This window comes from Streptomyces sp. IMTB 2501 (assembly GCF_001953885.1).
Lineage (GTDB): Bacteria > Actinomycetota > Actinomycetes > Streptomycetales > Streptomycetaceae > Streptomyces.
This window is the reverse complement of record NZ_MQUS01000006.1, coordinates 48692-73246: the sequence shown is the minus strand read 5'-3', so window position 1 is coordinate 73246 and position 24555 is coordinate 48692. Positions and strand designations below refer to the sequence as shown.

The following is a 24555-nucleotide window of genomic DNA, read 5'->3' as shown; positions in this document are numbered from 1 at the left end:
TTCATGAACTCCCGTCAGCGCCGCGGCGTGATACTCCTGATCCTGTCGGTCCTGTGCGCTCTCGGCGCGTTCGCCGGCGTGCTCTCCGTCGTCCACGACGTGGATTCCAAGGTCGGGCCCGAGGTCACCGCCTATCGGGTCAGGTCCGACGTCAAGCCGTACACCGCGCTCGACTCGGGCCAGTTCGAGAAGATCAAGATGCCCGAGCGGTGGCTGTCCGGCAACGCCGTCACCGATCTCCGCCAGATCCAGGGCAAGATCGCCGTCACCACCCTGCGCGCCGGGTCCCTGCTCCAGACCGACATGATCGTCGACCAGCCCGCCCTGCAGCCCGGAGAGCAGGAGGTCGCCATCATGATCGACGCGGCGACGGGTGTGGCCGGCAAGATCACTCCGGGGTCCCGGGTCAACGTCTACGCCACCTTCGCCGGGAAGAAGGACGCCGACCCGGACCAGTCGAAGATCATCGTGACGAACGCCCGCGTTCTCGACGTCGGCCGGATCACCGCCCTGGATCCCGACAGCAGCAAGAACCAGCAGCAGCCCAGCCAGGCCGTCCCCATCACCTTCGCGCTGTCCACCCTCGACGCCCAGCGCCTCACCTACGCCGAGTCCTTCGCCCAGCGCGTCCGGCTCGCGCTGGTGGCGCCCGGCGGCGAGACCAGCGTGCCCGACAAGGACCGCACCTACGAACTCGCGACGGACAAGTGAGAGGCGGCCCGCATGCCCACCAGGATCCTCCCGGCCGGCGCGGACCCCGACGCGGTCCGCTCCCTCGTCACCCTCCTCAGTCAGCTCCCCGACGCCGAGCCACAGCCACCGGTCGGCGACTCCACCCAACTGGTCGACACCCTCGCCCACCTCGCCGCCGAGTCCGTGGACGAACTGCCCGAGGTCGTGGTCGTACACGAGCGGATCGGCCCGGTACCGGCCCTGGAGCTGATCCGCGAGGTCGCCCTGCGCTTCCCCGCCGTCGGCGTCATCCTCGTCACCACCGACGCGAGTCCCGGCCTGTTCTCCGCCGCCATGGACTCCGGCGCCCGCGGCCTGGTCGCGCTCCCGCTGTCGTACGAGGAACTCGCCAGCCGAGTCCAGGCCGTCGCCCAGTGGTCGACCGGCGTACGGCGCCATCTCGGCCACGGCGCCGATGTGTTCGGCGGCGTCGGCGGTACGGTCGTCACGGTCAGCGGCGCCAAGGGGGGAGCCGGGGCGACGCTCGCGGCCATTCAGCTCGCCCTTGCCGCGCAGGCCTCCGGGCGGCCGACCGCTCTGGTCGATCTGGATCTGCAGACCGGCGACATCGCCTCCTACCTGGACATCCAGTTCCGGCGGTCCGTGGTCGACCTCGCCGCCATCGCCGACATCTCGCCGCGCGTCCTCGCCGACGCCGTCTTCCGCCACGACACCGGGCTGGTCCTGCTCCTCGCCCCCGCCGAGGGTGAACGCGGCGAGGAGGTCACCGACCGCGCCGCCCGCCAGATCGTCAGCGCCCTGCGCGCCCGCTATGAGGTGGTCGTGGTCGACTGCGGTGCCCAGCTCAGCGGGGCCGGCGCGGCGGTGGTGGAGATGGCCGACACCGCCCTGCTGGTGACCACCCCGGACGTGATCTCCGTACGCGCGGCCAAGCGGACGGTACGGATGTGGGACCGGCTGCAGATCCGCAAGGCAGAGGAGACCACGGTCGTCGTCAACCGGCATTCACGGCATACGGAGATCCAGCCCGCGCTGGTGCAGCGCATCACGGGGACGGCGCTGGCTCGTACCACCGTACCGGCCAACTTCAAGGAGCTTCAGGCCGTCGTGGACGCGGGGAGGGTCCATGAACTGGACAGCAGGAGTTCCGTGAAGCAGGCACTGTGGGCGCTCGCCGGGGAACTGGGGCTGGTGAAGGCGGGCGAGGGCGGCCATCGCGGGGGCCCGGGCCGGGGCACGGTCGGATTCCGGCGGCGGAAGGAGTGAGCGGGCCGTGAGAAAGCCGGGTGGCGACCGGGGACAGGTCAGCATCGAGTTCCTCGGGATGACTCCGCTGATCATTCTGACCTTGGTGCTCATGTGGCAGGCCGTGCTCGTGGGGTACACCTTCACGCTTGCCGGGAATGCTGCCGACGAGGGGGTGCGGGCGGGGACGGCGGCGGCGCCGGGCGGCGCGCGGCAGGCGGCCTGCTCGGCGGCGGGGATGAAGCACCTGTCGGCGGCGTGGAAGGGGGATGCGACGGTGAACTGCAGTCCGTCCGGCTATGTCACGGCCGATGTGTTCCTCAAGGTGCCGGTTCTCTTTCCCGGGGTGTTCTCCTTTCCCGCCACGGTGCACGGCCACGCGGGCGCCGTCGAGGAGGTGAAGCACTGAGATGTCGCACAGGCGCAGAGGGCGCGACGCGGGCCAAGTCGCCATCGAGTACCTCGGGTTCATCCCGGTCCTGCTGATCGTGGGCATGGCCGGCATCCAGATCGGGGCCGTCGCGTATGCCGCCGAGCAGGCCGGTACGGCGGCCCGGGCGGGGGCGCGGGCGGCGTCCTTGCGCCAGGACCCGCAGCAGGCGTGCGCCGGAGCCGTCAGCGGCGCACTCACCGTGACGTGTGCCGAGACCGGGGGAGGGGACGGCTCCGTCACCGTCACCGCCAGGGTGAGGATCCCGAAGATCGTCTGGAGTTTCGGCGACGCCACCAGGTCCGCCACCATGCCGCTCGACCACTAAGCGAGGAGCCATGAGTCTGCGGGCACGCATCAGCACTCCGGAGGAGCACGGCAGCCGGGGCGAGGACGGGCATCTGGTCGCCTCCTACCGGGCCAAGCTGCTGGAGGAGATCGACCTCGCGGAGATGAGTTCGCTCGCTGCCGCCGACCGCCGGGCGCGGCTGGAACGGGTGCTCGGGCACATCATCAGCCGTGAGGGCCCGGTACTGTCGACGGCCGAGCGCTCGCAGCTGATCCGCCGGGTGGTGGACGAGGCGCTGGGCCTCGGCATCCTGGAGCCCCTGCTGGAGGACGCGTCGGTCACCGAGATCATGGTGAACGGCGCCGACGCGATCTTCGTGGAACGCGGCGGCCGCGTCGAGCAGTTGCCGATCCGCTTCGCCTCCGCCGACCAGCTGATGCAGACCATCGAGCGGATCGTGTCGACGGTGAACAGAAGGGTCGACGAGTCGAACCCGATGGTGGACGCCCGCCTGCCCTCCGGCGAGCGCGTCAACGTCATCATCCCGCCGCTGTCGCTGACCGGCCCGATCCTCACCATCCGCCGCTTCCCGCGCTCCTTCACCCTCCAGGAGCTGATCTCCTTCGGTTCGCTGGACGAGCACATGGTGTTTCTGCTGGCGGGGCTGGTGCAGGCGAAGTTCAACATCATCGTCTCGGGCGCCACGGGCACTGGGAAGACGACCCTGCTGAACGCCCTCTCCGGGCTCATCCCGTCCCGCGAACGCATCATCACCATCGAGGACTCCGCCGAACTCCAACTCCAGCAGGCGCATGTGGTCCGCCTGGAGTCGCGGCCGCCGAACGTCGAGGGCAAGGGCCAGGTCACCATCCGCGACCTGGTCCGCAACTCCCTGCGTATGCGCCCGGACCGGATCGTGGTCGGTGAGGTCCGTGGCGGCGAGTCCCTCGACATGCTCCAGGCGATGTCCACCGGCCACGACGGATCGCTGGCGACCGTGCACGCCAACAGCGCCGAGGACGCCTTGACGCGGTTGCAGACCCTCGCCTCCATGTCGGACGTCGAGGTCCCCTTCGTGGCACTGCACGACCAGATCAACAGCGCGGTCGACGTCATCGTCCAGCTCACCCGGTTCGCCGACGGCGCTCGCCGGATCACCGAGATCGCGCTCCTCGACAGCCACGGCGGGGAGCCGTACCGGCTCGCGACCGTGGCCCGGTTCGACGCCCAGCCCATGACCGCCGACGGCCGTGTGTACGGCGCCTTCCAGTACTTCCCGCTGCCCCGCCGTACCGCCGACCGCCTCTACATGGCGAGCCAGCCCATCCCGCAGGCCTTCGGGGTCGCCCACACGGCGGCCCAACTCACCACCCGAGAAGCCAGGTAGGACCAGGACCATGGAACTCCACACCCTCGTCCAGCTCACCACCGGCGTGGCGCTGCTGACCTGCGTCCTGGCGGTGGCCGGCGTGCACACCTACGCCTCGGGCCGGGCCCGGCGCGCCGCCCTCGTGGACCGCCTCACGCACACCGGCCCGGTGCCGGCGGGCGGCCGCAGGCGCCGCTTCCGCGACCTGGACCGGCGGCTGCGCCGTACCCGCTTCGGCCGCTGGCTGGAACTGCGGCTGGCGGCGACCGGTCTGGACGTCACCCCGGGCGAGTTCTTCGTCTACATGCTCGCCACGGTCGCCGCGCTCTGGCTGATCGGCCAGGCCACCCTGGCGCCCTTCTTCGGCCCCCTCGCCGGAGTACTCGGCATCTGGGCTGCGGTCCAGTTCCTCAACTGGCAGCGCCAGAAACGCATCGAGCGCTTCATCAATCAACTCCCCGAACTGGCCCGCATCCTGGCCAACGCCACCCAGGCGGGCCTCGCCCTGCGCACCGCGATCGGTATGGCGGCGGAGGAGCTGGAGGCCCCGGCGGGCGAGGAACTGGCCAAGGTCGCTGACCAGTTGGCCATCGGCCAGTCCCTGGACGACGCGCTGGGTGAGCTGGCCGACCGCCTCCCGTCCCGCGAGCTGGTGGTCCTGGTCACGACGCTGGTGCTGTCGAACCGGGCGGGCGGCCAAGTGGTCAGTGCCCTGCGCAACCTGACCGAGACGCTGGAGGAGCGCAAGGAGACGAGGCGCGAGATCCGCACCCAGCTCTCCCAGGTGACCATGACGTCGTACGCCGTCCCCGTCCTCGGCGTCGGCGCGCTGTTCCTGATGAACGGCGTCAAGGACGGCGCGCTGCAGCGGATGACCGGCTCACCGATCGGCCAGGCCTGTGTGGTCATCGCGTTCGCGATGTACGCCGTCGGTTTCGTCCTCATCCGCCGCCTGAGCCGGATCGACGTCTGAGGGGGCTGAGACTTCATGGCATTCCTGCTGGCGCTGCTGATGGGCCTCGGTGTCTGGGGCGCCTTCACCGGCATCCGCATGTACCGCGCGGACGCCAAGCTCCCCGGAGACCTCGCTGTCGCCCTGGAGGTCGGCGCCACCCGCACCGGCGCGGTCGGCTCGGTCATCGACCGCATGGGCATGCGCTACGCCCCCGCCGTGCTGCGCCTGATGGGCCCGCGCCTGGTCGCCAAGTACCGCCGCAAGATCGACATGGCCGGCAACCCGGGCGGCCTGACCATCGACCGCTACGCGGCCCGCCGGGCGGTCTACGGCGCGCTGGGCACCGTCGGTTTCCTGGTCTTCCTGCTGCGCGGCCAGTGGTTCGTGGCCGTACTTCTGCTGCTGTTCGGCGCGTTCTGGACGGAGGTCGGCATCTGGTCGGCGATCCGGGTCCGCAAGGACGTCATCGAGCGCACCCTGCCGGACTTCCTGGACGTGCTGGCGGTGGTCGTGAGCGCGGGGCTCGGCTTCCGCCAGGCCCTGGACCGGGTGGCCTCCCGTTACGAGGGCCCCTGGGCCGACGAACTCCGCATCACCCTCCGCCAGATGGACCTCGGCATGAGCCGCCGGCAGGCCTTCGCGGAGCTGCGGCGCAGGAACGACTCCGAGCAGGTGGCGATGTTCGTGACGGCACTGCAGCAGGGGGAGGAACTGGGCGCGCCGATCGTCGACACGCTCGTCTCCCTGGCGAAGGACATGCGCCGCACCGACGCCCAGAACGCCCGCCGCAAGGCGGCCCGGGCGGTGCCCAAGGCCACGCTGATGATCACCACGTTCATGGTCCCGGCCACGATGCTGCTCCTGGGCGCGGGCCTGATCCTGGGTTCCGGGGTGGACTTCGGCTCACTCACGGGGAAGTGAGGCGGGGATGGCGGTGGCGGGGGTGACGGGGCGGAGCGGGGGATCTCCCGGGGAGTGGCTGAAGGGAATCGCCGGCCGTTTCGCACGCCGAGTGAGGACGGCGGGTGGTGCGAGCGGCGCCACGGCGGCGGCTGCGACAGGCGTTACGACGGCTGCCGCGACGGCTGCCGCGACGGCCACTTCACCCGAACCCTCCATGAAGATCCAGGTCAGCGCGCTGCAGGCAATGTGCCGGCAGGTCTTCGGCTTCCGTCTGGCCATGATCGCTGTGGCGGCTCCGGCGGCCCTGCTGAACGCGGCCCCGGGACTGGGAGCCCGCCTGGTCGGCGCGGCCGTGGTCGTCACGTTCATGGTGTCCTACGTCCTCTTCCGCGACTGGGAGCGCTTCGGCCCGCTCCTCCTGCGCCACCCGAGCCTCCTCGCGGCGGACACCCTCTTCGGCTCCCTCCTGCTGATCTCGGCCGGCCCGGACACCACCCTCGCCTACGTCAGCGTCTGCACCCCGCTGCTCGCGGGCCTGGTCTACAGCTGGCGGGGCGCGGCCTTCTTCGCCTCCCTCCAGTCGCTGATCCTGCTCCTGGTCCACGCCACCCTGAAGGCCCACCGGCACGCCCCCGTCGCCGAGGCGCTCCTTCTGCCCGGCCTGTGCGTGATCGCCGGTGCCATGGGTTCGACCCTGCGCAACCTGATGCTCCGCTTCGGCGCGGCGACCCAGGCCCTGACGGCGGTACAGGCGCGCCTCGCGGCGGCGGAGGCGGTGAGTGCGGAACGCGCCCGGCTGGCCCGCGAGATGCACGATTCCGTGGCCAAGACCCTGTACGGCGTGGCCCTCGCGGCGGACGGCCTGGCGGCCACCGCCTCGACGGAGGCCCCCGATCCGGCTCGTATAAGGGCCCAGGCGGACCTGGTGTCCCGCTCGGCGCGCAGGGCGGCGGCGGAGTCGCGGGAGCTGCTGAGGGACCTGCGCCGGGAGCCTGCGCCGACCGGAGTGGAGGAGACGACTCTCTGGCCCGAACTGCGGGCGTACGCACGGGACTTCACCGCGCGTACGGCGTTGACGGTCACGTGCGCACTCCCGCCGCCGCATACGGTTCCCGCCCTGCCGGCCCCCCTGGCCCGCGACCTGCTCTCCATCACGGCGGAGGCGCTGGAGAACGCCCACCGGCACGCGTCCGCGACCTACGTGGACGTACGTGCGGCGGTCCACGGAGACCTGCTGCGCCTGTCGGTCCGCGACGACGGCCGGGGCCTGCCGCCCGGCACGACGCTCGAAAGGCTCCGCGAGTCGGGCCACTTCGGCCTGCTCGGCATGGTGGAGCGGGCCGCACAGCTGGGCGCCCGGATCCGCATCGGCAGGGGCGGGCACGAACGGGGCACGGAGGTGCGTGTGGAAGTACCTCTGGCGTTCCTGCACCGCCCCGACCCCGAACCCCGGGAAACGCGAGAAGCCCCGGAATCCCGAGAGGAGGCACCATGAAGCACGGTTCCCCCTGGCCGGAGGCCGCCCCGGCGTTCGCTCCGCCTCCGCTGCGGCTGTTGGTGGCCGACGACAACCCGGTGGTCAGGGCGGGCCTGACGGCCCTGCTCTCCGGCCGCGAGGACACGACGGTGGTGGCGGAGGCGACGGACGGCCGCGAGGCGTACGAGGCGGCGCTACGACACCGCCCGGACGTCATCCTCCTCGACGTCCGTATGCCGGGAGTCGACGGAATCTCGGCATTGCCGCACCTGGTGCGGCTGGCGCCGGTCATGATGCTGACCTACAGCCACGAGACGGAGACCGTGCGGGAGGCATTGCGGCTGGGGGCGGGCGGGTATCTGGTGCACGGCGAGTTCACGACGGAGCAGTTGGTGCGGGCGGTGCGGGATGTCCGGGAGGGGCGGCCGCATGTGACGCCGGGGGCGGCAAGGGCGTTGCTGACGGAGCTGCGCGCAAATGCATCTGCACACACGGAGCCTCAAGTCCCGTATTTTCTAGGCGAAAACTCACCCCAAGTGCTTTCGCAATTGCAATCCACTGTGGGACAGTCGTTCCGTTCACGGTTCCGGCTGAGTACGAGGGAGGCGGAGATCATGGACCTCATCGCGTCCGGCATGACCAACCAGCAGATCGCCGCCACCTGCTTCATCTCCGAGAAGACGGTCAAGAACCACATCAACCGCATCTTCGCCAAACTCCAGACCAGCACCAGGTCCCAGGCGGCCGCGAAGTGGCTGGGGGTGGCGTGAGGTGAGGGCGCGAGGGAGTGCCAAGGGCGGCCAATGGGCCCGGCGTTGGGCCCTCGGGCCCTCTGGCGCGAGCCGCCTGCCGGCATACGTTGTCCGGATCGGAGGCGAACCCGGAGAGGACCACCATGAGCAACTGGTTCAACACCACCGTCGCATACCTGCAGACCCGTGTTGCTCGCAGCGACCGGGGGCAGACCGCGGTGGAGTACCTCGGCATCATCGCGGTGGTGGTGGCGATCGTCCTGGCGATCACGGGGACGAGCATCGGGCAGACGATCTTCGACGCGATCACCACCAAGATCACCCAGGTTACCGGCGGCTGATTCCTTCGAGCAGCGACGCAGGGCAGGCCTTCCCCATCTACATCACGGTGGTGGCGGGTCTGCTCTTTCTCGCGTTGGTCTACCTCGCGGTAGGTCAGGCCGCGGTGAACCGGAGCAGCGCGCAGACCGCGGCGGATGCGGCGGCTCTGGCTGCGGCGCAGAAGACCCGCGACCAGCTTGCGGGCAAGTGGGTGGACGACGTAGGCGACCCGACGAAGTGGCAGGCCATCTTCGAGGGCGACGGGGCTGTCGACTTCTGCTGGCGGGCTGACGAACTCGCCGCGCAGAACGACGCGACGGCGGACTGCCGGCCCGGGCGGCTGAGCTATGCGGTCGACGCCACGACGATCAAGCCCGTGGGTGACTCCGTCGTGCCCGGCACCGAGAAGAGGCACTCGAGGGCGCATGCGATCGCCGTGATCGAACCCCTCTGCAAGTCCCCCGATGCCGGTGCCAAGGGCGACGCCCTGCCTCAACTCACCTGCAAGGACAAGATCTGGCATCTGAAGCCGGGCGACAAGACGGGGCTCCCGAAGCCCGAAGACCTCTTCGACGTCCATCTGGCCGACTCACCGGCGAACGATCAATGACGAAGGAAGCGGAGCGATGAGCATTCGGTTCACTGCGAAGGCCCGCAGGGGGATGGTCGCATTGACCGTTGCGGCTGGTCTGGCCGTCGGTGTGGCCGGTTGCGGTGGCAGCGGTGGCGGCGACGGCAAGAAGCCGGACGCTTCGGCGTCCGCTTCCCGGGCGAGCGGCTCCGGCCCGAGCGCCCAGGAGGGGCAGTCGGGTCAGCCACTGGCCGAGTTGCACGGGTCGGACGGCCTCCTGCTCCAGATCACCTCCGCTCAACGTGATGCGGGCGGCTTCGTGACGATCAACGGCACCCTGAAGAACGACGGCGCTCAGACCATGGTGATCCCCTCCGCGCTGAGCGGCAACGAAACAGAGATCATCAAGAACGGCAAGTCTCTCGGCGGGGCCACGCTGGTCGATCCGCAGGGCAAGAAGCGGTACTACGTGCTGCGGGACACCGAGGGCCGCCCGCTGACCACCACCGGCTTCTCCGCTCTCAAGGCCGGTGAGACTCTCGCGGTGTTCATGCAGTTCCCGGCACCTCCCGCGAACACGGACGGGGTGGAATTCCAGCTGCCGACGTTCTCCTCCGCCACCATCAAGATCTCCGGGTGAGGCCGAAGTGACCACCACCCGTCTCGCGCTCACCCTCACCGCCGTGACGCTCCTCCTCGCCACGACCCCGGCCCGCGCCGACGACACGGACCCGAGTCAGCCCCCCGCCACCGAACCCTCAGCCAGTGCCCCCGTGAAGATCGACCCCACCTCTCCGAACCTCAAGCTCCCCGAAGGCGCCACCCTTGCCGCGCCCAAGGTGCTGGACATCAAGTCGGTCGTCGAGGACCAGAGCGGGGACGAGCGCCGCGAGGACACCAACGCGGACGTCACCTTCGCGTTGCAGGCAGAAGTCCTCTTCAGCAAGGACAGCGCCAAGCTCAGCGACGAGGCGAAGGCCCGGATCGCCACCATCGCCGAGGAGATCAAGAAGCAGAACGCGACCCAGATCCGCGTCTTCGGCTTCACCGACAACCTCGGCTCCGCCGCCCACGGCGACATCCTGTCCAAGCAGCGCGCCAACGCCGTTGAGGCCGTCCTGGGCCAGGACCTGAACGACCCGAACGTCACCTTCGAGGTCCGCGGCTACGGCGAGCAGTACCCGATCGCCGACAACTCCACCGAGGAGGGCCGGCGGAAGAACCGGCGCGTCGAGGTCTCCTTCCCCCGCACCCAGGGATGACCCCGCAGTGAAGGCCCGCTATTCACCCACCTCGTACTCGAACCAGATCCGATGGGTGCCGTCCGCGTCGACCGCCATGCCGCCGGCCCCCCGGATTCCGGCCAGCGCCCCCGTCCCGCTGCCCGGCACGATCACGAAGAACTCGGCCTCTCTGCCTTCCCCGAGGGTCGTCGCCGAGTGGGCGAAGTTGAAGGAGCCGCTTCGCTCACCCAGCATCCCCTCGAAGGACTCCATGGCGACATAGGTACCGGTCGCGCTGGACTGGTCGTACGCCGCGGTGAACAGTGTCGCCGACACCCCGGCGACCTCACCCTCGTACCGCTTCCGCATCGTGGCCACCCCGACCGGCACCGCCGTCTCGACCACCGGCTCCGGCAGCCGCACCTCAGCCGGAGTGAATTCCTCGACCTTGAACGTCCCTGAAGCTCTCATGCCGCGATGCTAGGACCCGCCACTGACAACGGCGTCCGCCTCGACACCCACCCGCACCCCCGCCCGCAGCCCCCACCCCGCCATCGTCCCCGCCTCCGCCTCCAGGACATGCCGTGCGCGCAGCCGGGGCAGGCCCAGGCGACCCGGTCTCATCGTGCGCACGGCGAGGACGGTCAGGCGGCGGTCCAGGTAGGCGACGTCGATCGGGATCCGCATCCCGAACGTGTGCACCCCGCTCGCCGGTGACAGCAGCAGCGCCCCGACGACCGAGTCCCGGCCCAGCAGCCCCTTGGTCCGGGCCCGGTAGGAGACCGCGATCCCCAGAGGAAGGACCAACGGGCCTTCGCCTCCGTCGTCCTTCGGCACGAACAGTCTTCCGGACCCGTCCCGCCAGCGTCGCCCCATGTCCCCTCGTCCCCTCCCGCATCAGCCGCGCTCAGCCAACTCCCCGGTGACGAAACCCGGTTGTCACCCCACTTCCTCCCCACTAGGAAGAGGTCCATGACTGGACTCGGTGTCGTGTTCCGCCCCCAGCTTCCGCCAGAGCGCCTGCGGGCGGTCGCTCGTGTCGCGGACGACGTGGGGCTCGAGGAACTGTGGCTGTGGGAGGACTGTTTCAGGGAGGGCGGGATCGCGACCGCCGCCGCGGCGCTCGCATGGACCGAGCGGGTGCGCGTAGGCGTCGGACTGCTGCCCGTGCCGCTCAGGAACGTGGCCCTGACCGCGATGGAGGCCGCCTCCCTGCACCGGATGTTCCCGGGCCGCGCGACCCTCGTCGTCGGCCATGGTGTGCAGGACTGGATGAGCCAGGTCGGCGCGCGTGCCGCCTCCCCGCTCACCCTCCTCGGTGAGCATCTCGACGCCCTGCGCGCCCTGTTGAGCGGCGAACGGCTCACCGTGCGGGGCCGGTACGTCTCGCTGGACGACGTCGCCCTCGACTGGCCGCCGGAGCGGGCGGTGCCCGTGCTCGCCGGCGCCACCGGGCCGCGTTCGCTCCGCCTCTCCGGCGCCAGGGCCGACGGTACGCTCCTCACCTCTTCCACCTCCGTGGACGGCGTACGGCAGGCCCGGCAGCTCATCGGGGAGGGGGCGAAGGAGGCGGGGCGCGGCGAGCCGCACCAGCTCGTCGTCTATCTGCTGGCCGCCGCGGGGGCCGACGCCGAGGCCCGGCTGCGGGCCGAACTCGCCGCAGAGGGGCTGGAGCCGGCGTCCGGCGTCGGGGTCGCGGGTGACGCGGTCGCCGTGGCCGCGGCCGTACGGCGGCTCGCCGAGGCCGGTGCCGACACCGTCGTACTGCAGCCGACCGGGGACGAGCCCGACCCGGAGGGGTTCGTACGGTTCGCCGCCGAGGAGGTCCGGCCGCTGGTGGTGTGACGCGGCGGGGAGGCGTTGTCAGTGGCGGCTGCCACACTGCCTTGCATGACCGAGGAGCACAGCGGAGTGAGCCTGCGGGGAGTCACGGACGACGATCTGTTCGTCCTCCTCGCCTACGAACACGACCCGGAAGCCGTCCGGCGGTCGAGATTCACCCCCCGGCCGAGGGACGCCTTCCTCAGGCACTGGCGCGAGCGGGTGCTGGGCGATCCCGACTGTCTCGTGCGGGCGGTCACCGTGGGCGGCGAGGTGGCAGGGAGCGTCGTCTCCTGGACGGCGGAGGGGGAGCGGCGCTTCGTCGGGTACTGGCTGGGCCGGCCGTACTGGGGCCGCGGCGTCGGCACCCGTGCGCTCGGTCTCTTCCTGGACCTGGAGCGGGTACGGCCCCTGTACGCCGACCCGTTCCACGGCAACACCGCCTCCGTGCGCCTCCTGGAAAGACACGGCTTCGAGCAGGCCGGTACCGTCCGACACGGTGCCGACGACCACATCCTCCTCGTCCTCCGCGAACACCCCGGCGCCCTCGGCGAACAGGACGACACCACCCACCGATGACGCCGGCTCCCCTGTCCCCTCCTTGGCGACTGCCCTTCCAGCCGGCCTGGGAGGCGCTGCGGGCCGGCAGCCGACCCGTCGGCCGTCCGGCCGCCGTCACCCCCGCCACCGCCTGCTCACCACCCTCGAACCCTGCCTGCGGTGCAGCAGCGCACTGATCCACGCCCATCTCCCGCACGTCCTCCACGCCGCACCGGTTCTGGTCAGCCCGTGCTGCTGATCGGTGGGTGGTCGCCGGTGGTGCCGTCGATCAGTTCGCGCAGGATGTCCATGTGTCCGGCGTGCCGGGCGGTTTCCTCGATCATGTGGACGAGGGTCCAGCGCAGGCTCACGGTGATGTCCCGCCAGGACGGGTGGCCCTGGGCGGCCAGGGGCAGCTCGGTGATCATGGCGTCGGCGGCGGCGCGGGCACGGCCGTAGAAGGCGATGATCCGGTCCGTCGCCTCGTCGGGGGTGATCCGCATGTCCTCGTTCTCGTACGGGTCGAACCACAGGGGTTCCGTCTCGCCCCCGAACGTCTCCACAAACCACCCGTACTCCACCGAGGCCAGATGCTTCACGAGGCCCAGCAGGTTGGTGCCGGTCGGTGTCATCGGGCGGCGCAGCTGCTCGTCGTCGAGCCCTTGCAGCTTCCACAGCACCGCGTCCCGGTGCCGGTTCAGGCTCGCGTGCAGCGTCTGCTTCTCTCCGGCGGAGTAAGGCGTCATACGGGCGGAAATTAGCAGGCCGGGTCCGCGGTGTCCTGGGATCATGGCCGGCATGGCAGCTCACCGTTCCTTCGAGGACCTCGTGGCCGAGGGCGCCGCCGTGCCGACCGAGGGCTGGGACTTCTCCTGGTTCGAGGGGCGGGCGAGCGAGGAGCGGCCCTCGTGGGGGTACGCCGTGTCGGCGGGGGAGCGGCTGGCGCGGGCGCAGGCCGTGCTCGACATCCAGACCGGCGGTGGTGAGGTGCTGGACTTCGCGCTGGGCCGTGCCGAGCCGGCCCGGCCGGTGCTGGCCGCCGCGACGGAGGGCTGGCCGCCGAACGCGGCCAAGGCCACCGCCCTGCTCCGGCCGCGCGGTGTGGTGGTCGTCACCGCCCCGGACGACGCACCGCTGCCGTTCGCCGACGAGACGTTCGACCTGGTCCTCAGCCGGCATCCGGTGCGCCCCTACTGGGACGAGATCGCCCGGGTGCTGCGGCCCGGCGGCACGTACTTCGCCCAGCATGTCGGGCCGGCCAGCGTCTTCGAGCTGGTCGAGTACTTCCTCGGGCCGCAGCCGCAGGAGGTGCGCACCGCCAGGGACCCCGAGCGCGAGCGGGCCGGCGCCGAGGCGGCGGGTCTGGAGGTGGCCGGACTGCGGGCGGAGCGGCTGCGGATGGAATTCCACGACATCGCCGCGGTCGTCCATTTCCTGCGCAAGGTGGTCTGGATGGTCCCGGGCTTCACGGTGGAGGCGTACGAGCCCCGACTCCGTGCGCTGCACGAACGGATCGAACGGCAGGGCCCGTTCGTCGCGCACAGCACCCGGCATCTCTTCGACCTTCGCAGACCGGCCCGCTGACGAACCGCCTGCCTGGGACGAAACGGCCGAAAACAGTCGCGGTTCACCCTTCGTTCGTCTCGGGTTTCCTCATTGTTATCTGCTCCGGTTCACTTCTGTCCCACCTGTCACGTAAGTTCAGACCAAGGTAATTCGCGCACGCAAAGCCGCGCGGGCGGCACCGCGCAGTGGAGGGGGCTGTGCGGTGCCGCGAAACCCGGCGATGTCCCCGTGTCCGCGTAGCGGAATGGTCAAGTCACCATTCGCTGACCGGGTAGCCCGTCGGGGGGACCCCCGGGCAACTCGCCGACACATCCCCAAGACGGCCCAAACCGTCCGGACCCCTCCGAATCGCTTCGTATCCGACCGGTTCTCCCTGAGATTCCGCTGTGAATCGGCCACGCGGCACCCCTGAATCCAGCATTACGCGCCCACCGGGGCGTCGCCGGATGATTCCGGAGAGTAGTTGTGTCCCGCCGATGCACCCACGATCCCTTACGAAGGGTTATGGTGGAAGCCCCCCCTCGGGCCGGTCCGTCTCCCCCCCACGGACCGGCCCGTTTTTCTTGTCCGTCGCCGACGGGCCTTTCGACGGGAACTCCGGGAACCACTCGGCCGGGGCCGAGCGTCCTTACCCGAGGGGCGCGGGACCGTGCTCGACATGCGGCTCCGCGGTGCGGGCGCGACCAGCCGCGGCGCACCCGCGGCGGACGGCGAATCCGCACCCACCCCACCCCCGATCCGCAAACCCCGAGCCAGAGCCAAGCCCGCGGCGGGGGTAGGCTCAACGGCTCCGGCACCGACATCCCCCGCCAATCCCCCGGAGGGCCACGTGAACCTGCGCGACAACCTGCGCAGCCTGCTCGTCAGGCTCTACGCACGCCGGGTGGAGGGCCACCTGGACCACGATCAGGTGCCCAAGCACATCGGCGTCATCATGGACGGCAACCGCCGCTGGGCGAAGGCGTCCGGCTCCACCACCGTCCACGGCCACCGGGCCGGTGCGGACAAGATCGAGGAGTTCCTCGGCTGGTGCACCGAGACCGACGTCGAGGTGGTCACCCTGTGGCTGCTGTCCACGGACAACTTCGACCGGCCGCAGGACGAACTCGGCCCGCTGCTCGGCATCATCGAGAACGTCGTGCGCACCCTCGCCGCCGACGGCCGCTGGCGTGTGCACCACGTCGGCGCGATGGACCTGCTGCCGGGCGCCATGCAGCACACCCTGAAGGAGGCCGAGGAGACCACCGCCCACATCGACGGGATACTGGTCAATGTGGCCATCGGCTACGGCGGCCGGCAGGAGATCGCCGACGCCGTGCGCTCCATGCTCCTCGACGCCAAGGACAAGGGCGTGCCGATGGAGGACCTCGCCGAGTCCGTCGACATCGACATGATCGGCCGCCACCTCTACACCGGCGCCCAGCCGGATCCGGACCTCGTCATCCGCACCAGCGGAGAGCAGCGGCTGTCCGGATTCATGCTCTGGCAGACCGCGCACTCGGAGTACTACTTCTGCGAGGTCTTCTGGCCCGCCTTCCGCAAGGTCGACTTCCTGCGCGCGCTGCGCGACTACGCCGCACGTCACCGCCGCTACGGCGGCTGAGACCCATTCGGACACCCCGCTGACCGCCACGGCAGCGGGGTGCTCCGTATACCCCGGTTCGGGTGGACGTAACAAGGAGTTCACCGGCAGGCTGTTGGCTGCTTTTGCATGGCAGTGCATGTTCGAGGGCATAAGGCAAACAGGTCGACGCCCGAACCACGGGTGTCGGATCTCAGCGGACGGCACGGGGCCGTCCGCCCGGGAGGCCCTTTGCACCAGCCCGATCGTGCGGTCACTGCACGGAAGCAGCCGCGGGGGACCGGTTCTCGGCCCGCCGTACGCGGGGGCCGGACACCGGCCGTGCTACTCCCATCCTCCCGGCCCGGCTTCCACTCCGTCGCTCCCCGACCTCATCCGAGGGGGTACGTCCTTCCGTGGTGACCAGCACAAAGCGCCACAAGCCAGACCGGCGCACCTATGTTCTCGACACCAGCGTCCTGCTGGCCGACCCGAACGCCCTGACCCGCTTCGACGAGCACGAGGTCGTGCTCCCGATCGTGGTGGTCACGGAGCTGGAGGCCAAGCGGCACCATCCGGAGCTCGGCTACTTCGCCCGCCAGGCACTGCGCCTGCTGGACGACTACCGGGTGAAGAACGGTCGCCTCGATGCCCCCATCCCGATCGGGGAACTCGGCGGGACGGTCCGGGTCGAGCTCAACCACTCGGACCCCAGCGTGCTGCCCACCGGCTACCGCCTGGGGGACAACGACTCCCGCATCCTCGCGGTGGCCCGCAATCTGCAGGCCGAGGGGTACGACGTCACCGTCGTCTCGAAGGATCTCCCGCTCAGGATCAAGGCGTCCTCCGTCGGTCTCCTCGCCGAGGAGTACCGGGCCGAACTCGCCATCACGGAGAACTCCGGCTGGACCGGAATGTCCGAACTGACCCTCTCCGGCGAGCAGGTGGACATCCTCTTCGAGGAAGGCCACGCGTATGTGCCGGAGGCCTCCGACCTCCCCGTGCACACTGGCCTGACCATCCAGTCCGAGCGCGGCAAGGCGCTCGGACGGGTGACCTCGGAGGGCAACGTCCGTCTGGTGCGCGGCGACCGGGAGGCGTTCGGCATCAAGGGCCGCAGTGCCGAGCAGCGCATCGCGCTCGATCTGCTGCTCGACCCGGACGTCGGGATCGTCTCGATGGGCGGCAGGGCCGGCACCGGCAAGTCGGCGCTGGCGCTGTGCGCCGGCCTGGAGGCGGTCCTGGAGCGCCGCCAGCACCAGAAGGTGATGGTCTTCCGGCCGCTGTACGCGGTCGGCGGGCAGGAGTTGGGCTATCTGCCGGGGTCCGAGGCGGAGAAGATGAGCCCATGGGCGCAGGCCGTCTTCGACACGCTCTCCGCGGTCACCACCCGCGAGGTCATCGAGGAGGTCACCGCGCGCGGGATGCTGGAGGTGCTTCCGCTCACCCACATCCGCGGCCGCTCGCTGCACGACGCGTTCGTGATCGTGGACGAGGCGCAGTCCCTCGAACGGAATGTCCTGCTCACCGTTCTGTCCCGAATCGGCGCCAATTCACGGGTCGTTCTCACCCATGACGTGGCACAAAGGGACAATCTGCGGGTCGGCCGCTACGACGGTGTGGTCGCCGTCGTGGAGAAGCTGAAGGGGCACCCGCTCTTCGCGCACGTTACGCTGACCCGGTCCGAGAGGTCCCAGATTGCCGCGCTTGTGACCGAAATGCTGGAGGACGGCCACATCTGACCCCACCCGCACAGCAGTTGGCGCCGTCCGGCAAAGGCCAAGAGCCTAGCCGGGCGGCGCCTTCGCGCGTGGAGCTTTCCAGAAATCCCCTGGGGCAAACGAGATGTGAGCTTTCACACGCAACACAGAATTGCCACGCGGCGTCCGGTTACGGCAGAGTCTCACTCCTGTCAGGCCCCGCATACGACACACCTGTACCGCCAGCGGTACGGCACCACAGAAGCACCACCAACTCCATAAAGTTCGTCGTATGCCGCCCGAGCACCACGCGGCGCTCCCCGGAGGGGGAGTTGCCCACCGGGTCCGTGCCTCCCGTGACCCCGCAGTTGGGAGGCCAGTGTCAGGGGCACGATTGCGTCCGCCAGGGTCACCGAAGCGGGCGATGCTGGAAGGAAACCGTGTGAGCCGGATTTCGGTCCGGGGATTCGCAGTGGCCTCGGCCACCGCGGTCACCGCCGTTGGAAGCGTCGTCGGAGTTGCCTCGGGCAGCGTCGCGCAGAACAACAACGACGCCGAGGCGACGGCAGCCGACACCACGCTCCTCGCAGACATACCCGCGGGTCAGCAGGCCCAGGTCCAGTCCGCGTCCCTGACGCAGCAGGCCGACTCCCAGGCCATCGCCGCCGACGCGAGCGCCAAGAAGGACGCCGAGGAGGCAGCCCGCAAGGCGGCCGCCGAGACTGCCATCGCGAAGCAGGCGGCCGCGAAGAAGGCGGCCGACGAAGCCAAGCAGCGCGCCGAGGCGAAGTCCGCCGCGGCCAGCCGTGACAGCTCGCGGGCCTCCACCGACTTCCCGGTCCAGAGCAGCTACACGGTGGCGCAGGTCCAGGCCATCGCACGGCAGATCGTGCCGGCCGGGCAGTTCCAGTGCTTCAGCAACATCGTGGACCACGAGTCCACCTGGAACTACCAGGCGGTCAACGCCTCCTCCGGCGCCTACGGCCTCGTCCAGGCTCTGCCCGGCGGCAAGATGGCCTCCGCGGGCGCCGACTGGCAGACCAACCCGGCCACCCAGATCAAGTGGGGCCTGAGCTACATGAACGAGCGTTACGGCAGTCCCTGTGACGCCTGGACGTACTGGCAGGCGAACGGCAACTACTGAGCCGCGCCGCCGCTCTCAACCTCGCGTAGCCCCTCCCCGTCCTTCGAGGAGGGGCTTTCGCCCTGTACGGTCGTACCCGAATACCTCCAGGGGGAGGAGAGGTGGCGAGCACGCGGGGACGCGGGGGAAGAGGACGGATCATGTCGCGAGTGCCTGGGTGGCTCGGCAGGCTCGGTGCCGGTCTCACCGAGATGAGCGAGCGCCTGGACGAGCGCCGCGCCGAGGTGGAGCGCGAGCAGGTCGAGCAGCCTTCGGACGCCCCGCCACCCGCACCCGAACCGGCCGTCCCGGCCGACCCCGCTCCCACTGCCGAGGCCGTCGCACCGCCCGTCCCTCGGCCCGCGCCGTCGGCCGGCCCCCGCCCGGACCCCGCCGAGGCCGTCCCCTGGGGCGTACGGGTCGCCGCCGAGGCGGGCTGGCGGCTGCTGGTCCTCGCCGGCACCGTCTGGGTCCTGATGCGGGTCATCAGCGCGGTCCAGCTGGTGGTGTTCGCCTTCGTCATAGCCCTGCTCGTCACCGCGCTGCTGCAGCCGACGGTCGCCCGGCTCACCCGCCGCGGAGTGCCGCGCGGCCCCGCCACCGCGCTCACCGCGATCAGCGGGTTCGTCGTCATAGGGCTGATGGGCTGGTTCGTGACCTGGCAGGTCATGGAGAACATCGACACGCTCTCCAACCAGATCCAGTCCGGCATCGACGACCTGCGCAACTGGCTCCTGAAGAGCCCCTTCCACGTCACCGACAAACAGATCAACCAGATCGCCAAGAACCTGCGCGAGGCGATCGGTGCCAACGCCGACCAGATAACGTCCTTCGGCCTGGAGGGCGTCCAGGTCATCGTCGAGACCCTGACCGGCATTCTGCTGGTGTTCTTCTCGACGCTGTTCCTGCTCTACGACGGCAAGCGCATCTGGGAGTGGTTCCTGAAGCTGGTGCCCGCCGCGGCCCGCCCGGGCGTGGCCGGCGCCGGTCCGCGCGCCTGGCGCACCCTGACCGCCTACGTCCGCGGCACGGTCCTGGTCGCCCTGATCGACGCGACCTTCATCGGCATGGGCATCTACTTCCTGGACGTGCCGATGGCCGTCCCGCTGGCCGTGTTCATCTTTCTGTTCTCGTTCATCCCCCTGGTCGGCGCGGTCGCCTCCGGCGCGCTCGCGGTGATCGTGGCGCTGGTCACCCAGGGCGTCTTCACCGCCGTCATGACCCTGGTGGTCGTCCTCGCGGTCCAGCAGATCGAGGGCCACGTCCTGCAGCCGTTCATCCTCGGCCGCGCCGTCCGCGTCCATCCGCTCGCGGTCGTCCTCACGGTCGCGGCCGGCGGCATGGTGGCCGGCATCGGCGGCGCGGTGGTCGCCGTACCGCTGGTGGCGGTGACGAACACGGTGGTGGGGTATCTGCGCGTGTACTCCGAGGAGATGGCCATGAACCGGACCACGCCCGTGGCGGAGTCCGAGGCGGTGCCCATGACCACCGCGGAACCGGCGTCGCCCGGCGCGAGGGCGGACGGCTAGCCCGTCATAGGGTGAGGTGCCCGCTGAAACCGGCGGTGCAGAAGGCCAGTGTCGCGGTGGCGGCCAGGACCTGGGCGCCCACGCTCACCCGGTATCCACCCCGGTACAAGCCGATCGCCGAGAGCAGGACCACTCCCGCGAAGCCCGCCACATAGGAGAACACCGGCGTCATGTCCGCATGGCGATCCGGCTCGAACATGTTGAAGCCGGTCGACCCCAGAGCGGTCAGCAGGACGACGATCCCGACGATCGCGTCCAGAACCCACAGCAGTACGGCGAAGAAGACGTCCTCGCCTGTTGTGCGGCGGGAAGGCGCATGGTCACTCATGGCGGCAAGTCTCTCCGTTCGAGACGGGTGGGGCCTGAGTACGCGTACTCAGGCCCCACCACCGATCAGGGGCTGTTACTTGAGGGCGCTCTCCAGCACGTTCGCGTAGAGCCGCGCACCGGCGATCTTCGGGTGGAAGGACGCCATCCCGACCTCAAGGATGCCGCTGTTGTCCGCGTGGGACAGGCCGGTCTTGACGATGCCGTTCACGTCCTCCGGGTCACCGCACACGGTCTTGCCCTCGAAGTCGTCGCGCGGGTCGGCGAAGACCACCTTCGCGCCCGACTGGGTTCCGGCGTCCGCGGCGGCACCCTTCATCTCCTCGTCCAGGGTGTCCGCGACCGAGTTCAGCCAGGGAGCCTCCTCGGTGCCGATGCCGGGGATGCACTGCCCGCCGGCGGACAGCAGCCGCGGGTAGCCCATGAGGACGATCCGCGCGTTCCTGGCACGCTTGTGGATCTCATTGAGGACGTTCGCGATACGCGGACGGACCTGGTCGTGCAGCCACTTGGGCGCCCAGTCCTTGAGCGGACCGGTGTCACCGGCGGCGTCCTTCCCCGTGTCCGGATCCTTGTTGCCGATCGAGGAGTCCTGGCACAGGTCCAGCCCGGCCTTCCACACACACTGGTTGAACACGTCCGTGAACCGGGCGTCGTTGCCGCCGACCGACAGGGTGACCACGGTGGTGTTGTCGTCGAGGTAGCCCGCGTCGATCTGCGCGATCTCGCTGTTCTGGCCGTCGCGGAGCATGTTGAAGGTGCGTGCTCCGGAGCAGGCCACGAAGTGATAGTCCATCTGCGGGTCGAGGGCGTCGGCCATGGCCCCGATGGAGACCGATTGGCCCGGCATGACGGCCTGCCTGGACCAGGCGAACTTGGAGCGGTGGCAGCTGTCCCACGCCTTGTCGCTCTGCTTCTCGTAGTGGTCGGTCTCCGGATAGAAGTCCACACCGCCCGGAGCGCTGGCGCCCTCACCCGAGGAGTAGGAGTCACCCATCGCGACGACGGAGTTGGCCGGCTTGCCCGGAAGGGGCTGGAAGGCGACTGCGCCCCAGGCGACGTCCTCGTCCGCGGTCCCGTCCTTGGCCGTGTTCGACAGCTCGACCCGCGGGGTGCCGGTGAAGTGGAACGCGCCCAGGCTGACCCATCCGCCCGCACGCTGGAGCACGACCCGCTGTGGGCTCGTGCTGTCCGTGCCCAGCACGCTGTACGTGGCCTGCCGGGTCTGGGCGCCGGTGTCGGGCAACTGGACCAGGACACGAGCCCAGTTGAGGTTCTGGCCGAGCGTCCAGGTGCCGTCGATGGTCATGTAGCCGCCGTCACCGCCGAAGTGGGCGGCGTCGCGGGTGTGGGTGTACCAGTAGTGGCCGCCGTAGCCGCCGCCCACCTGGTGCAGGTCCGCCTTCGCTTCGTAGCGGCCCTCGGTGCCGGGGTTGAACGAGAACTGGAAGCTTCCCGCGGACGAGACCGACCCGCAGTCGCTCCAGGTCGGGGTTCCGTCCGGGACCGAGGCGACGACCTTGGACCCGCTCGGCGCGCCGGAGCACACCGGCGTACCCGTCTGGAGCCGGTAGCCGCGCCCCGGTTCCTGCACCAGGGACTGGTACTTGATGTTCTCGTGGCCGCAGGTGGTGGCGCAGTCGGCTTTCCAGCTCACGTTGGGCTGGTTCCACCAGTACTGCGCGTAGCACTCGGCGTCCGGGCACTTCGGCGGCGTGCTGGTGTCGCAGTTGTTCTTGGAGTTGCAGAACGCCTCCAGCGGCGGCTGGACGGCGGTGCGGTCGGTGGTCAGGGTCCACCAGGCGGGCCGGAAACCGGCCGAGGAGAAGCCGGACTCACCGGGCCAGTCCTGGCGGCCGGAGGTGGCGTAGGAGAAGCCGGTGTCCTGGGACCAGGCGGCCCAGCCCATCACCTTCTCCTCGTACGGCCAGTCCTGCGGATGGGCCGCGTCCTTGTTCGCCGCCGGTCCGTCCACGTCGGTGTTCATGAACGGATGGCCCCAGCCCTTGGCGTAGATCGGGTTGGCCGGGTTGTTGTACCAGCCCAGGCCCCAGTGCCCGGAGTGCTGGCCGGCCTGCGACGGAGGGTTGAAGCCGAGGTTGTAGTTCCACACGGCGGTGAACCAGTTCTCCACCATGGCCGGATCGTCGTTGTTGACGGTGATCTTCTGGCCGTCCTGGTGGACCTCGTTCCACTTGTCGGCGAGGATCTTCAGCGAGGCGGCGATGTTCGTCGCGTAGTCGACCGCGACCAGCTTCTGCAGGGCCGGGGAGAGGCTGGTCTCGTGGTCCTTCTCGTGACCGGCCAGCCGCATGCCGTCGGTCACCTGGCCGACGCCGTAGCCGCAGTCGGACTTGTCCCAGTTGATCTGCCAGTAGGCGGCCGGGTCGCTGGGCACGGCCTTGTGGCCGTAGTAGCCGTCGACCGCGGCCAGCGGGTTGCCCATCTGCCCGGGGATCGACCCGCCCTCGGCCTGCCACAGGTTGGACTCCTGGGCCATGATGCCGAGGATCACGTTCGCCGGGATCCTGCCGCCGCCGCTCAGCTTCGGCAGCGGGAACAGAGCCTGCGGGTCGACGGTGCCCAGGCCCGCCTGCGCACGGTAGCCGCCCTGTCGGATGTAGCCCGCGCTCAGATCACCGCGTACGGCCATGTCGACGGCCCACTCGACCTGGTTGGAGGTCGGCTGCAGCGCCTGGACGTTGACGTCGTTGCGGGAGACGGCGCACCAACGGTCGTCGTCGGTCGGGGAGTTCGAGACGACGGCCGTCTTCGCGGAGGTGCGCTTCGGCCGGTTGTGTGTCCCGCCGGCCGTGGCGAGGGCCGGGGAGGGACCGTTGCCCGAGCCGTCCACGGCGTCCTGCTGCACGCTCTGCGTCAGCCTGGTCCCGGTGGTGGTGGCGGTGCTGGTGACCGTCAGGGGTTCGTCGGCGGCGGTGTCGGGTGTCGCGGTTCGCGGGGCGGGCTCCTGGGACCTGGTGAAGCCCTTGCCCGCGTCCTTGACGTGCGTCAGACCGGCGTGCACACCGGGCGTGAGGACCGGGTCGATCGCGAGACGGCCGTGGGAGGACACATCGGTGCCGGCCGGGGCGGCGAGGCGGGTGACGCCGGTTCCCGCGGTGGCGGGAGTGCCCTTGGGGTGGCCGGTCAGGAAGACCCGGCCCGCATCGCCCTGCATGAGGTCGAGGTCGCCGAGCCTGCCCGAGGCGATGCCCTTCGGCTTGCCGTGGCCGGTGAACAGCTCGGCGCTAGCCGTGGAGTCGCCCTTGCGGTCGACGAAGGCGATCGTGCCGTCGGCCGCGGGCCGGATGTCGAACGGCGTGCTGCCCGCGTCCGCGAGGTTCTCCACCCTGCCGGAGCGGTCGAGGTGGACCAGCCGGCTGCCGAGTGCGCCGACCGTGCCGTCCTTCACCGGTACGGCGCTCGTGATCTCGCCCTTGGCCGCCACCGTACCCGTGGTCTTCCCGGACGCGTTCACGGTGATGATGCGCGTGCGTGTGCTCGCGGCGTCGTTCATGTCCCGGAAGCCGGTGAACGCGGCCTGGTGCGTGGTCGTGTCGCAGGACGGGTCGAAGGACGCCAGCGACGCGGTGAAGGGCAGCTTCGTCACCTTGCCGGTCGTCAGATCGACTACGGCGGCGAACGCGCCGCCCTGCATCAGGTCGGGTTTGTTGGTGAAGGCGCGCGGCGCGTAGACGACGGCCGCGTGCGCGTGGTCCATCAGGCACTGGTTGCCGATCCACGAATCCGCCGGCATGCCCGGTTCCGACAGCAGCGCGACGGTCTTCCACGCGTACGCCTTGTCGCTGTCGGCGACGAGAATACGCAGACCGTCCGCGTCGGCCGCGGCGGTGACCGCACGGTCGGGACTGTTCTGCCAGCCCTGGCCGAGCTTCTTGCCCGGGTCCGGTATTCGGCCAGGGGGCGCCGGTGGTGTGGTGGGGTGGGCGGAGGGGTGGGAACTGGGAGTGGCGCTCGCGGGTGCCGCCTGGAGCAGACCGCCGGTCACAGCGGCGCAGGCCACAAGGGCCACCAGGGGCATGCGAGTTCGTCTCTTGGATCTCAAGGAAGTTTTCCCCGTTTTCCTTCGAGTGTTTTCCTTGGAAGGGGCACAACAAGACGGACTCCACGCGAGAGACGCGTGGAGTCCCGGTTCAGAG

25 protein-coding genes are annotated in these 24555 nt (G+C 70.1%); 20 read left to right on the top strand and 5 right to left on the bottom strand.

Annotated features, from left to right (window positions below; all coding sequences use genetic code 11):
* Positions 1-3 precede the first annotated feature (3 nt).
* The 13 genes from cpaB to AV521_RS12455 all read left to right on the top strand — a co-directional run bounded on the left by cpaB (position 4) and on the right by AV521_RS12455 (position 10267).
* Positions 4-711, top strand: coding sequence for a Flp pilus assembly protein CpaB (gene cpaB / locus AV521_RS12515; RefSeq protein ID WP_076087604.1), 708 nt, complete (start codon positions 4-6; stop codon positions 709-711).
* Between the two features lie 12 nt (positions 712-723).
* Positions 724-1959, top strand: coding sequence for a P-loop NTPase (locus AV521_RS12510; RefSeq protein ID WP_076087602.1), 1236 nt, complete (start codon positions 724-726; stop codon positions 1957-1959).
* Between the two features lie 58 nt (positions 1960-2017).
* Entirely contained in the window at positions 2018-2347 is a 330-nt protein-coding gene (locus AV521_RS12505) for a pilus assembly protein (RefSeq protein WP_256725522.1), read from the top strand.
* Between the two features lies 1 nt (position 2348).
* Complete coding sequence (locus AV521_RS12500) at positions 2349-2696, top strand: TadE/TadG family type IV pilus assembly protein (protein WP_076087598.1); 348 nt, start codon at positions 2349-2351, stop codon at positions 2694-2696.
* 10 nt (positions 2697-2706) lie between these two features.
* Positions 2707-4044 (top strand): CpaF family protein, encoded by a 1338-nt coding sequence (locus tag AV521_RS12495; RefSeq protein ID WP_076087596.1) that lies wholly within the window; start codon positions 2707-2709, stop codon positions 4042-4044.
* A 10-nt stretch (positions 4045-4054) separates the two neighbouring features.
* Positions 4055-4999 carry a type II secretion system F family protein gene (locus tag AV521_RS12490; RefSeq protein WP_076087594.1) on the top strand — a complete coding sequence of 315 codons (945 nt, stop codon included), beginning with the start codon at positions 4055-4057 and terminating at the stop codon, positions 4997-4999.
* Positions 5000-5014: 15 nt separating this feature from the next.
* Positions 5015-5902, top strand: coding sequence for a DUF5936 domain-containing protein (locus AV521_RS12485; protein ID WP_076087592.1), 888 nt, complete (start codon positions 5015-5017; stop codon positions 5900-5902).
* 196 nt (positions 5903-6098) lie between these two features.
* Positions 6099-7379, top strand: a complete 1281-nt coding sequence (locus AV521_RS12480; RefSeq protein ID WP_256725521.1) for a sensor histidine kinase — start codon at positions 6099-6101, stop codon at positions 7377-7379.
* The gene (locus AV521_RS12475; protein WP_076087588.1) at positions 7376-8131 is read left to right on the top strand and encodes a response regulator transcription factor; all 756 of its coding nucleotides are present in this window, start codon (positions 7376-7378) and stop codon (positions 8129-8131) included. Before AV521_RS12480 ends, AV521_RS12475 begins: the two co-directional genes overlap by 4 nt.
* A gap of 125 nt (positions 8132-8256) precedes the next feature.
* On the top strand, positions 8257-8454 hold the full coding sequence (locus tag AV521_RS12470; protein WP_023547078.1) for a Flp family type IVb pilin: 198 nt from the start codon (positions 8257-8259) through the stop codon (positions 8452-8454).
* Positions 8451-9044 carry a pilus assembly protein TadG-related protein gene (locus AV521_RS12465; RefSeq protein WP_076088018.1) on the top strand — a complete coding sequence of 198 codons (594 nt, stop codon included), beginning with the start codon at positions 8451-8453 and terminating at the stop codon, positions 9042-9044. Before AV521_RS12470 ends, AV521_RS12465 begins: the two co-directional genes overlap by 4 nt.
* 16 nt (positions 9045-9060) lie before the next feature.
* The gene (locus AV521_RS12460) at positions 9061-9645 is read left to right on the top strand and encodes a hypothetical protein (protein ID WP_076087586.1); all 585 of its coding nucleotides are present in this window, start codon (positions 9061-9063) and stop codon (positions 9643-9645) included.
* A 7-nt stretch (positions 9646-9652) separates the two neighbouring features.
* Positions 9653-10267 carry an OmpA family protein gene (locus AV521_RS12455; protein WP_076087584.1) on the top strand — a complete coding sequence of 205 codons (615 nt, stop codon included), beginning with the start codon at positions 9653-9655 and terminating at the stop codon, positions 10265-10267.
* An 18-nt stretch (positions 10268-10285) separates the two neighbouring features.
* Here the strand turns inward: AV521_RS12455 and AV521_RS12450 are convergent, their stop codons facing one another.
* The gene (locus AV521_RS12450; RefSeq protein ID WP_076087582.1) at positions 10286-10699 is read right to left on the bottom strand and encodes a DUF3224 domain-containing protein; all 414 of its coding nucleotides are present in this window, start codon (positions 10697-10699) and stop codon (positions 10286-10288) included.
* Between the two features lie 9 nt (positions 10700-10708).
* Complete coding sequence (locus tag AV521_RS12445) at positions 10709-11104, bottom strand: DUF192 domain-containing protein (protein WP_076087580.1); 396 nt, start codon at positions 11102-11104, stop codon at positions 10709-10711.
* Positions 11105-11164: 60 nt separating this feature from the next.
* Here AV521_RS12445 and AV521_RS12440 point away from each other — a divergent pair, with 60 nt between their 5' ends.
* Together AV521_RS12440 and AV521_RS12435 are read left to right on the top strand one after the other, a co-directional pair.
* Entirely contained in the window at positions 11165-12073 is a 909-nt protein-coding gene (locus AV521_RS12440) for an LLM class flavin-dependent oxidoreductase (RefSeq protein ID WP_256725520.1), read from the top strand.
* A gap of 45 nt (positions 12074-12118) precedes the next feature.
* Positions 12119-12628 carry a GNAT family N-acetyltransferase gene (locus AV521_RS12435; RefSeq protein ID WP_076087577.1) on the top strand — a complete coding sequence of 170 codons (510 nt, stop codon included), beginning with the start codon at positions 12119-12121 and terminating at the stop codon, positions 12626-12628.
* A gap of 203 nt (positions 12629-12831) precedes the next feature.
* On the opposite strand, the gene AV521_RS12430 is transcribed toward AV521_RS12435, so the two are convergent.
* Complete coding sequence (locus tag AV521_RS12430; RefSeq protein ID WP_076087575.1) at positions 12832-13335, bottom strand: DinB family protein; 504 nt, start codon at positions 13333-13335, stop codon at positions 12832-12834.
* A 52-nt stretch (positions 13336-13387) separates the two neighbouring features.
* Between AV521_RS12430 and AV521_RS12425 the strand changes: the two genes are divergently transcribed.
* From AV521_RS12425 to AV521_RS12405, 5 genes are all read left to right on the top strand, one after another.
* Positions 13388-14173, top strand: a complete 786-nt coding sequence (locus AV521_RS12425; RefSeq protein WP_076088016.1) for a class I SAM-dependent methyltransferase — start codon at positions 13388-13390, stop codon at positions 14171-14173.
* 811 nt (positions 14174-14984) lie between these two features.
* Positions 14985-15758 (top strand): isoprenyl transferase, encoded by a 774-nt coding sequence (locus AV521_RS12420; RefSeq protein WP_076087573.1) that lies wholly within the window; start codon positions 14985-14987, stop codon positions 15756-15758.
* 374 nt (positions 15759-16132) lie between these two features.
* Positions 16133-17458 carry a PhoH family protein gene (locus tag AV521_RS12415; protein WP_076087571.1) on the top strand — a complete coding sequence of 442 codons (1326 nt, stop codon included), beginning with the start codon at positions 16133-16135 and terminating at the stop codon, positions 17456-17458.
* A 400-nt stretch (positions 17459-17858) separates the two neighbouring features.
* Positions 17859-18560 (top strand): transglycosylase SLT domain-containing protein, encoded by a 702-nt coding sequence (locus AV521_RS12410; protein WP_256725519.1) that lies wholly within the window; start codon positions 17859-17861, stop codon positions 18558-18560.
* 140 nt (positions 18561-18700) lie between these two features.
* Positions 18701-20068, top strand: a complete 1368-nt coding sequence (locus tag AV521_RS12405; protein ID WP_076087567.1) for an AI-2E family transporter — start codon at positions 18701-18703, stop codon at positions 20066-20068.
* A gap of 4 nt (positions 20069-20072) precedes the next feature.
* Here AV521_RS12405 and AV521_RS12400 read toward each other — a convergent pair whose 3' ends face one another.
* A complete protein-coding gene (locus tag AV521_RS12400) occupies positions 20073-20396 on the bottom strand; it encodes a DUF6234 family protein (protein ID WP_076087566.1) in 324 nt (107 codons plus the stop codon).
* Between the two features lie 75 nt (positions 20397-20471).
* The gene (locus AV521_RS12395; protein ID WP_076087564.1) at positions 20472-24437 is read right to left on the bottom strand and encodes a GDSL-type esterase/lipase family protein; all 3966 of its coding nucleotides are present in this window, start codon (positions 24435-24437) and stop codon (positions 20472-20474) included.
* Positions 24438-24555 lie beyond the last annotated feature (118 nt).

Coding starts and splice junctions, on each gene's coding strand:
- cpaB (WP_076087604.1), top strand. CDS start 4: ATGAACTCCCGTCAGCGCCGCGGCGTGATACTCCTGATCCTGTCGGTC.
- AV521_RS12510 (WP_076087602.1), top strand. CDS start 724: ATGCCCACCAGGATCCTCCCGGCCGGCGCGGACCCCGACGCGGTCCGC.
- AV521_RS12505 (WP_256725522.1), top strand. CDS start 2,018: ATGACTCCGCTGATCATTCTGACCTTGGTGCTCATGTGGCAGGCCGTG.
- AV521_RS12500 (WP_076087598.1), top strand. CDS start 2,349: ATGTCGCACAGGCGCAGAGGGCGCGACGCGGGCCAAGTCGCCATCGAG.
- AV521_RS12495 (WP_076087596.1), top strand. CDS start 2,707: ATGAGTCTGCGGGCACGCATCAGCACTCCGGAGGAGCACGGCAGCCGG.
- AV521_RS12490 (WP_076087594.1), top strand. CDS start 4,055: ATGGAACTCCACACCCTCGTCCAGCTCACCACCGGCGTGGCGCTGCTG.
- AV521_RS12485 (WP_076087592.1), top strand. CDS start 5,015: ATGGCATTCCTGCTGGCGCTGCTGATGGGCCTCGGTGTCTGGGGCGCC.
- AV521_RS12480 (WP_256725521.1), top strand. CDS start 6,099: ATGAAGATCCAGGTCAGCGCGCTGCAGGCAATGTGCCGGCAGGTCTTC.
- AV521_RS12475 (WP_076087588.1), top strand. CDS start 7,376: ATGAAGCACGGTTCCCCCTGGCCGGAGGCCGCCCCGGCGTTCGCTCCG.
- AV521_RS12470 (WP_023547078.1), top strand. CDS start 8,257: ATGAGCAACTGGTTCAACACCACCGTCGCATACCTGCAGACCCGTGTT.
- AV521_RS12460 (WP_076087586.1), top strand. CDS start 9,061: ATGAGCATTCGGTTCACTGCGAAGGCCCGCAGGGGGATGGTCGCATTG.
- AV521_RS12450 (WP_076087582.1), bottom strand. CDS start 10,699: ATGAGAGCTTCAGGGACGTTCAAGGTCGAGGAATTCACTCCGGCTGAG.
- AV521_RS12445 (WP_076087580.1), bottom strand. CDS start 11,104: ATGGGGCGACGCTGGCGGGACGGGTCCGGAAGACTGTTCGTGCCGAAG.
- AV521_RS12435 (WP_076087577.1), top strand. CDS start 12,119: ATGACCGAGGAGCACAGCGGAGTGAGCCTGCGGGGAGTCACGGACGAC.
- AV521_RS12430 (WP_076087575.1), bottom strand. CDS start 13,335: ATGACGCCTTACTCCGCCGGAGAGAAGCAGACGCTGCACGCGAGCCTG.
- AV521_RS12425 (WP_076088016.1), top strand. CDS start 13,388: ATGGCAGCTCACCGTTCCTTCGAGGACCTCGTGGCCGAGGGCGCCGCC.
- AV521_RS12405 (WP_076087567.1), top strand. CDS start 18,701: ATGTCGCGAGTGCCTGGGTGGCTCGGCAGGCTCGGTGCCGGTCTCACC.
- AV521_RS12400 (WP_076087566.1), bottom strand. CDS start 20,396: ATGAGTGACCATGCGCCTTCCCGCCGCACAACAGGCGAGGACGTCTTC.
- AV521_RS12395 (WP_076087564.1), bottom strand. CDS start 24,437: ATGCCCCTGGTGGCCCTTGTGGCCTGCGCCGCTGTGACCGGCGGTCTG.